Here is a 9,175-nt window from a genome sequence, read left to right on the forward strand (position 1 = left end):
CAGAAGGTTCCCCGTTTGCCGAGCTCCCACACCGCCCCGGCCACAGTGAGTCGGCATTGGTATCCGTCCGCTCTCCCGGTGATCACTTGCCGCGCATCCACTGTTCCATCACCGACAGCAGGTAGTCGGGGTCGACCGGCTTGGTGACGTAGTCGGAAGCACCGGAGTCGATCGCCTTCTCCCGGTCCCCCTTCATCGCCTTCGCCGTCAGCGCGATGATCGGCAGCCCCGCGAACTGCGGCATCCGCCGGATCGCCGAGGTCGTCGCGTACCCGTCCATCTCGGGCATCATGATGTCCATCAGCACGACCGTCACATCGTCGTGCTGCTCCAGGACTTCGATGCCCTCCCGCCCGTTCTCCGCGTACAGCACGGACAGTCCGTGCTGCTCCAGCACGCTGGTGAGCGCGAAGACGTTGCGTACGTCGTCGTCCACGATGAGCACCTTCTCGCCGTGGAAGTCGTACGTCCGGGGCGCCACCGGAAGTTCCTCCTGCGCGCTGCCCCAACCGTCCTCGGCCCCCATGGCGTTCGGCTGCCCCGGCACCGCCGTGCGCGGCTCCAGATCACTCAACGGCTTGCGACGCCGCCGGAACAACGCGGCCCCGCCGCCCGTCCCCTGCCCGGCCTGCTCCGGGGCCGACAGCGCGGGCCGCCCCTGCTGGGGCTGCGCCGACGGTACGGCCGGGGGCGCCGGCAGCGCGGGCCGCGCCCCGTCGGGGGACCTGCGGTACAGCTCGCCGCGGGCTCCGCCGGGCGTGGGCGGCGCGTACCCCTGCGGAGGCAGCTCGCTCGGGTGCAGCGGCAGGTACAGCGTGAAGGTGGACCCGCGGCCGGGCTCGCTCGCCGCGTGGATCTCCCCGCCCAGCAGCCGGGCGATCTCCCGGCTGATGGACAGACCCAGCCCGGTGCCGCCGTACTTGCGGCTCGTCGTCCCGTCCGCCTGCTTGAACGCCTCGAAGATCACCAGCATCTTGCTCGCCGCGATCCCGATCCCCGTGTCGGTCACCGAGAAGGCGATCAGGTCCGCGTCCGCCTCCCTCAGCGAACCGGCTTCCAGCAGCTGTTCGCGGATCGCCGTCGGCACATCGGCCCCGGCCGGCCGGATCACCAGCTCCACCGCCCCGCTGTCGGTGAACTTCACCGCGTTCGACAGCAGGTTGCGCAGCACCTGGAGCAGCCGCTGCTCGTCGGTGTGCAGGGTGGCCGGCAGCTCCGGGGAGACCCGTACCGAGAAGTCCAGGCCCTTCTCAGCCGTCAGCGGCCGGAAGGTCGCCTCCACGTAGTCCACGAGCTGGACCAGCGCGATCCGGGTCGGCGAGACGTCCATCTTCCCGGCCTCGACCTTCGACAGGTCGAGGATGTCGTTGATCAGCTGCAGCAGGTCCGAACCGGCACCGTGGATGGTCTCGGCGAACTCCACCTGCTTCGGCGAGAGGTTCTCGTCCGCGTTGTCCGCGAGCAGCTTGGCCAGGATCAGCAGCGAGTTGAGCGGCGTCCGCAGCTCGTGCGACATGTTCGCCAGGAACTCGGACTTGTAGCGCATCGAGACCGCGAGCTGCTCGGCGCGCTCCTCCAGGACCTGCCGCGCCTCCTCGATCTCGGTGTTCTTCACCTCGATGTCCCGGTTCTGCTGGGCCAGCAGCTCGGCCTTCTCCTCCAGCTCCGCGTTCGCGGCCTGCAGCGCCTTCTGCCGGTTCTCCAGCTCGTCGGAACGCTCCCGCAGCTGCTCGGTCATCTCCTGCGACTGCTTCAGCAGCATCTCCGTCTTGGAGTTGACGCTGATGGTGTTGACGCTCGTCCCGATCATCTCGGCGATCTGGCTGAGGAAGTCCTTCTGGATCTGTGTGAAGGGCGTGAAGGAGGCCAGCTCGATGACACCGAGCACCTTCCCCTCGAACAGCACCGGCAGCACGATCACGTGCGCCGGCGGCGCCTCACCGAGCCCCGAGGAGATCTTCAGGTAACCCGGCGGGGTGTTCTCGACGAGGATCGTCCGCTTCTCCTCCGCGACGGTCCCGATCAGCCCCTCCCCCGGCCGGAAGGAGATGGGCATCTGACCGCCCGCGTACGCGTAACTCCCGCGCATCCGCAGCTCGTACGAGCCGTCCGCGCCCCCCTCCGTCCCGATCTCGGTGGTACCGCCCGCCGGCAGCGCCAGGAAGAAGGCGCCGTGCTGCGCCGAGACCACCGGCGTCAGCTCGCTCATGATCAGCGAGGCCACGTCGTCCAGCTCCCGCCGCCCCTGCATCAGGGCGGAGATCCGGGCGAGGTTGCCCTTGAGCCAGTCCTGCTCCTTGTTGGCCAGGGTGGTGTCGCGCAGGTTGACGATCATCGTGTTGATGTTGTCCTGGAGGACCTGGATCTCGCCCGCCGCGTCCACGTCGACCTTCAGGCTCAGGTCGCCGCGGGTCACCGCGGTGGCCACGGCCGCGATCGCACGCACCTGGCGGGTGAGGTTCCCGGCCATCTCGTTCACGGACTCGGTCAGGTCCCGCCAGGTGCCGTCGACGTCCCGGACCCGGGCCTGGCCGCCGAGGATGCCCTCGGTGCCCACCTCGCGGGCCACCCGCGTCACCTGGTCGGCGAAGGACGACAGCTGGTCGACCATCGTGTTGATCGTGGTCTTCAGCTCCAGGATCTCGCCCCGGGCATCGATGTCGATCTTCTTGGTCATGTCGCCCTTGGCGATGGCGGTCGTGACCATGGCGATCTGCCGCACCTGTCCGGTGAGGTTGGAGGCCATGAAGTTCACCGAGTCGGTGAGGTCCTTCCACGTCCCCGAGACGCCCGGCACGTGCGCCTGGCCGCCCAGGCGTCCCTCCGTACCCACCTCGCGGGCCACCCGCGTCACCTCGTCGGCGAAGGAGGAAAGGGTCTTCACCATCGTATTGACGGTGTCGGCGAGCTGCGCGACCTCGCCGCGCGCCTCGACCGTGACCTTCTTCGTCAGATCGCCGTTGGCGACCGCCGCCGAGACCTGGGAGATGTTGCGCACCTGGGAGGTCAGGTTGTTGGCCATCAGATTGACGTTGTCGGTCAGGTCCTTCCAGATGCCCGTCACCCCGCGCACCCGGGCCTGACCGCCCAGGATGCCCTCGGAGCCCACCTCACGGGCCACCCGCGTCACCTGCTCCGCGAAGGAGGACAGCTGGTCCACCATCGTGTTCACGGTCGTGACGAGCTCGAGGATCTCGCCCTTCGCATCGACGGTGATCTTCTTGGAGAGGTCGCCCATCGCGACCGCCGTCGTCACCTCGGCGATGTTGCGCACCTGCGAGGTCAGGTTGTTCGCCATGAAGTTGACGGACTGGGTGAGGTCCTTCCAGGTGCCGGAGACACCCTTGACCTCGGCCTGACCGCCGAGGATGCCCTCGGTACCCACCTCCCGGGCCACCCGCGTCACCTGCTCCGCGAAGTTCGAGAGCTGGTCGACCATCGTGTTGAGGGTGTTCTTCAGCTCCAGGATCTCGCCCCGGGCGTCCACGTCGATCTTCTGCGACAGGTCGCCGCGCGCCACCGCCGTCGCGACCTGCGCGATGTTGCGCACCTGCGAGGTCAGGTTCCCGGCCATGCCGTTCACCGAGTCCGTCAGGTCGCGCCATACGCCGGCCACCCCGGGCACCTGCGCCTGACCGCCGAGACGGCCCTCGGTACCCACATCCCGGGCCACCCGGGTCACCTGCTCCGCGAAGGCCGAGAGCTGGTCGACCATCGTGTTGATGGTGTTCTTCAGCTCCAGGATCTCTCCCCGGGCGTCCACGTCGATCTTCTGCGACAGGTCGCCCCGGGCCACCGCCGTCGTCACCTGCGCGATCTGGCGCACCTGCGAGGTCAGGTTCCCGGCCATGAAGTTGACCGAGTCGGTGAGTTCCTTCCAGGTGCCGGACACCCCCTCCACCCGGGCCTGGCCGCCGAGGCGGCCCTCCGTACCCACGTCCCGCGCCATCCGCGTGACCTGGTCGGCGAAGGAGGACAGCTGGTCCACCATCGTGTTCACGGTGTTCTTCAGCTGGAGCATCTCGCCGGAGACGTCCACCGTGACCTTCTGCGACAGATCGCCGTTGGCCACCGCCGTCGTCACCTGCGCGATGTTGCGGACCTGCCCGGTGAGGTTGCGGAAGGCGGTGTTCACCGAGTCGGTGAGGTCCTTCCACGTCCCCGCCGCCCCCGGCACCTGCGCCTGGCCTCCCAGCTCACCCTCGACGCCGACCTCACGGGCCACACGCGTCACTTCCGCACCGAAGGACTGGAGCTGGTCCACCATCGTGTTGACGGTGTTCTTCAACTCCAGCATCTCGCCGGCCACGTCCACCGTGACCTTCTGCGACAGATCGCCGTTGGCCACCGCCGTCGTCACCTGGGCGATGTCCCGCACCTGGGTGGTGAGATTGCGGAAGACCGTGTTCACCGAGTCGGTGAGGTCCTTCCACGTCCCCGCCGCCCCCGGCACCTGCGCCTGGCCGCCCAGCAGACCCTTGGCCCCGACCTCACTGGCCACACGCGTGACCTCGTCCGCGAAGGTCCGCAGCGTCTCGGTCATCTGATTGATCGTTTCGGCCAGCTGCGCCACCTCGCCGCGCGCGCTGACCCGAACCTTCTGCGACAGGTCGCCGTTCGCGACCGCCGTCGTCACCTGCGCAATCCCGCGCACCTGGGCCGTCAGGTTGCCGGCCATGGTGTTGACCGAGTCGGTCAGGTCCTTCCACACGCCCGCGACCCCGGGCACCTTCGCCTGACCGCCCAGCTCGCCCTCCGTCCCCACCTCGCGGGCGACCCGGGTCACCTCGGAGGAGAAGGACGACAGCTGGTCCACCATCGTGTTCACGGTGTTCTTCAGCTGGAGCATCTCACCGGCCACGTGCACCGTGACCTTGCGCGACAGATCGCCCTTGGCGACCGCCGTCGTGACGAGAGCGATATCACGCACCTGAGCGGTGAGCCGGTACGCCATCGTGTTGACGGAGTCGGTCAGGTCCTTCCAAGAACCCGACATTCCGCGTACCTGGGCCTGTCCACCGAGCTTGCCCTCGGTACCCACCTCCAGCGCCACGCGCGTCACCTCGTCGGTGAACGCGGACAGCTGGTCGACCAGGTTGTTGACCGTGCGCCCGACCTTCAGGAACTCCCCGCGCAGCGGATGCCCGACCCCTTCGGCGGCCTGCGTCCGCAAGTCCATCCGCTGGTCCAGATCGCCCTCGGCCACCGCCGACAGTACCCGGCCCACCTCGGACACCGGTCGGGCCAGGTCGTCCACCAACTGGTTCGAGGCATCGATCGCAGCCGCCCAGGAGCCCTCGCAAGCACCTGTTTCAAGCCGTTCGCTCAGCTTGCCCTCGCGGCCCACCGTCCGCCGGACCCGGGACAGCTCCCCGGTCAGGTGGAGGTTACGGTCGGCGACCTCGTTGTAGACGGCGGCGATCTCCGCCATCACGCCCTCGCCGGACACCGTCAGCCGCTTGCGGAAGTTTCCGTCCCGCATCGACACCAGGGCCGTGAGCAGCCGGTTCAGAGCGGCGGTATCGACCTCCGTCGTACCGCTGCGCCGGGCACGACCGCCCTTCGGCCGCGTCCCCGTACGCCGCACCGCTGCGCCAGACTCCACCGTGTCCCTCCCGAAAGGGTCGACCACTGTTCCACCGGACACCTGACTCGTCACAAGCCGGCTCTGCAAGCCTGCCCAGTGTTTCACCCTGGCCGAACCCGGCCATAACACTTCGGCACCATCGCACACCGGCCGTACCCTGCGAGTGGATTCCCCGACGACGGCACCATGCCGACCGCGAAGGTAAGTAACCTGGCACCCGATGTCCAACCGCGTCGAAGGAGACTCGTGATCACGGCACGGGCGGCTGCCAGTTTCGACCCCCTCGGGCGTTCGGTCGCCGCCGCTCGCGCGTTCGTCCGCGACACCCTGCAGGGCTGGGGCTTCGCGGACATCGTCGACGACGCGGTGGTCCTCACCAGCGAGCTCGTCACCAATGCCGTGGTCCACGCCGGAACCCGGGCCGAAGTGCTGTGTCTGCGCTCCACGGGCGGCATCCGCGTCGAGGTCGCCGACCGCTACCCGGAGCGTGAGCTCCCCCTCCAGCCCCCCGGTGACCGCCCGTACGCGGACCCCGACCGCGAGAACGGCCGCGGCCTGATGCTCTGCGCCGCCCTCGCCACCCGCTGGGGCGTCGAGTACACCGCCACGCACAAGCACGTCTGGTTCCGCCTCGACCTCCCGGACCGGCCGGTCGGTACCCGCTCGGCAGGCCCCGTCGTCCCCGACCAGCTGCTCCCCCTCGCCGACAGCCGAGTCCGCGTCGCCGTCGTCCAGATCGACTCGGCCGACACCATCTCCGCCTGGAACGAGGACGCCGAGCACATCTTCGGCTACGCCGCCGAAAAGGTCGTCGGCCGCCCGCTCGCCGAGCTCGCCGCCTGGCCGCAGACCCCCGGCACCGGAACCGGCATCGCCGAGGCCCTGCGCCTGTCCCGCTGGGAGGGCAGCTACGGCGTCCGCGGCTCCGACGGCCGCGTCATCCCCGTCTACGCTTCCCACCTGCGGGTCCGCGATGCCCACGGCGAACCGTCCATCGTCTGCCTCCTCGTCCACGACGACGAGCGCGCCCTGCTCCAGACCCCCGTACGGGTGCCCTCCTCCGACAGCGGCCACTTCACCGACCCACGCCCGGCGGACCCCTTCGAGGTCTTCATCGGCTCCCCCGCCCCCGACGACCTCGACGGCCTCCTCCAGCGCACCGTCGAACGGGCCCGCGACCTCCTCGACGCCGACGCCGCCTTCCTGCTGCTCGCCACGGACGACGAGACCGAGCTGGAGGTCCGCGCCACCACCGGCCTGCCCTCCACGCGCCAGCGCTTCGCCCGCGTCCCCGTCGAGGCCGGCACCAACCGCTACGGCTCCGCCCGCATGCCGGCCGTCCACGACGACCTCACCGCCGTCCCCGGAGCCGTCCCGCTCCTGGAGGCCACCGGCATGCGCTCCGCGGTCACCGTCCCCCTCAAGGTGGAGGGCCGGCTCACCGGCTCCCTGGGCGTCGCCGCCGAGGCCCCCGGCCGCTATTCCAACGAAGAGGCCCTGCACCTCCAGTTCGCCGCCGACCGCATCGCCCTCGCCGTCGAATCCGCCCGCCTCGGCGAACTGGAACGCCTGCGCCGCGGTTCCCTGTCCTTCCTCGTGGAGGCCTCCGACCTCCTGGCCGGCACCCTCGACCGGGACCAGACCCTGGCCCTCATGGCCCAGATGACCGTCCCCACCCTCGCCACCTGGTGCGCCGTCTACACCATCGCCGACCAGACCTCCGACCCGTACCTCTCCTACGTCCTGCACGAGGACGAGGAGCGCATCGACGGCCTCAAGGACCTGCTCTCCCAGGTCAGCCCGCCCGAATCGGTCCGCGAGGCCGGCGCCCGCCCGTGGCCCGAGACGGCCCTCGCGGTCGGCGGCGAGACGGTGGTCCTCCCCCTCCTCGCCCGCAACCGCGTGATCGGCCTGCTCACCCTCGGCAAGCCGCGGGAGGAGCACTTCCGCCAGGAGATCCTCGAACTCGCCGAGGACCTCTCCCGCCGGGCCGCCCTCGCCCTCGACAACGCCCGCCTCTACTCCGAGCGCACCGCGATCAGCCGCTCCCTCCAGCGCAGCCTGCTGCCGCCCGGCTCCCCCGCCATCCCCGGCATGGAGGTCGAGGTCATCTACCGAGCGGCCGGCGAGGGCAACGAGGTCGGCGGCGACTTCTACGACGTCTTCCCGATCCGCGACGGCGTGTACGGCTTCGCCATCGGCGACGTCTGCGGCACCGGCCCCGAGGCGGCCGCCGTCACCGGCCTCGCCCGGCACGCACTGCGTCTGCTGGCCCGCGAGGGCCTCGGCGGCCCGGCCGTCCTCGAACGCCTCAACGCGGCCATCCTCGACGAAGGCGCCCGCAGCCGTTTCCTCACCCTCCTCTACGGCGAGCTCCACCCCCGGCCCGACGGCGGCGCCCTGATGAAGGTCGTCTGCGCGGGCCACCCGCTCCCGCTGCGCCTGCGCCCCGACGGCCGGGTCGACGCGGCCGCCGACCCGCAGCCGCTGCTGGGCGTGATCGAGGACCTGGACCTCTACGAGCAGACCCTCACCCTCGACCCCGGCGACGTCCTGCTCTGCGTCACGGACGGCGTGACGGAGCGCCGCGAGGGTACCCGCATGCTCGGCGACGACGGCCTCGCCGAAGTCCTCACCACCTGCACCGGCCTCACCGCCGGCGCGGTCGCCTCCCGCGTCCTGCGCGCGGTGGAACGCTTCGCGGCCGAACCCGCCTCCGACGACATGGCGATCCTCGCGTTCCGTGTCCCGCACCAGCGCCCGGGCGAATAACCCGATGCGGGCGCCCGGCGCCTGCGCTAGCCTCGGCGCCCATGCCGACCCCCCGGATCCGCCCCGATCACACCGCCGACGAACGCACCCAGCTGCTGGGCTGGCTCGACATGCAGCGTTCGATCATCCATTGGAAGTGCGAGGACCTCTCCGACGAGGACGCCCACCGGCCCGTCCTTCCGTCCTCGCCCCTGATGACGGCGGCGGGACTCGTCTCCCACATGCGCTGGGTCGAGCACTGCTGGTTCGAAGTGATGCTCCTGAACCGGCCGTCCCACACCAACCCCCAGTTCGGGGACGTGGAGGACGCCGATATGAAGGTGGAGGGCATCCCCCTCCGGCAGCTCCTGGACGCATACGACCGCCAGTGCGCGACGTCGAACGAGATCCTCGCGACCCTCGCACTGGACGACACCGGCCTCAACCAGGAGTTCAAGGCCGGCGCCGCCTCCGTACGCTGGGTCATGCTCCACATGATCGAGGAGACGGCCCGTCATGCCGGCCACCTGGACGCGGTGCGCGAGCTGGTGGACGGCCACAAGGGCTACTACTGAGCCCGGTCGAGACCCACGCGGAACCATCGCACCGCGCAAGGTCATAAACGCAAAAAGGCCCCCGCCATGTGGCGGGGGCCTTCTTTGTTGGAGCCCTTTAACGGAATCGAACCGTTGACCTTCTCCTTACCATGGAGACGCTCTACCGACTGAGCTAAAAGGGCGGGTTGTTCGGCGGCGTCCTACTCTCCCACAGGGTCCCCCCTGCAGTACCATCGGCGCTGAAAGGCTTAGCTTCCGGGTTCGGAATGTAACCGGGCGT

The 9,175-nt window shown here is 69.8% G+C and carries 3 protein-coding genes, 1 tRNA gene and 1 rRNA gene; 2 read left to right on the plus strand and 3 right to left on the minus strand.

From position 1 onward, the window contains the following. Window positions 1–82: 82 nt before the first annotated feature. Window positions 83–5,605: a HAMP domain-containing protein gene (locus ACWGIF_RS15140; RefSeq protein WP_453496541.1), complete on the minus strand. Its 5,523-nt coding sequence runs from the start codon at window positions 5,603–5,605 to the stop codon at window positions 83–85. 168 nt (window positions 5,606–5,773) lie between these two features. On the opposite strand from ACWGIF_RS15140, the gene ACWGIF_RS15145 reads away from it, so the two are divergent. Together ACWGIF_RS15145 and ACWGIF_RS15150 are read left to right on the plus strand one after the other, a co-directional pair. After that, a complete protein-coding gene (locus ACWGIF_RS15145) occupies window positions 5,774–8,359 on the plus strand; it encodes a SpoIIE family protein phosphatase (protein ID WP_453496544.1) in 2,586 nt (861 codons plus the stop codon). A gap of 41 nt (window positions 8,360–8,400) precedes the next feature. After that, window positions 8,401–8,913 carry a DinB family protein gene (locus ACWGIF_RS15150; RefSeq protein WP_453496547.1) on the plus strand — a complete coding sequence of 171 codons (513 nt, stop codon included), beginning with the start codon at window positions 8,401–8,403 and terminating at the stop codon, window positions 8,911–8,913. 88 nt (window positions 8,914–9,001) lie between these two features. Here the strand turns inward: ACWGIF_RS15150 and ACWGIF_RS15155 are convergent. Together ACWGIF_RS15155 and rrf are read right to left on the minus strand one after the other, a co-directional pair. Next, a tRNA-Thr gene (locus ACWGIF_RS15155) sits at window positions 9,002–9,077 on the minus strand. A 5-nt stretch (window positions 9,078–9,082) separates the two neighbouring features. Further along, window positions 9,083–9,175 (minus strand): 5S ribosomal RNA (gene rrf / locus ACWGIF_RS15160); the annotation flags it as partial.

It is taken from the genome of Streptomyces sp. NPDC054849 (assembly GCF_053610945.1).

What these genes read in the sequence shown, in the direction of transcription:
- ACWGIF_RS15145 (WP_453496544.1), top strand. Translation starts at nt 5,774, where the DNA reads ATGCCGACCGCGAAGGTAAGTAACCTGGCACCCGATGTCCAACCGCGT.
- ACWGIF_RS15150 (WP_453496547.1), top strand. Translation starts at nt 8,401, where the DNA reads ATGCCGACCCCCCGGATCCGCCCCGATCACACCGCCGACGAACGCACC.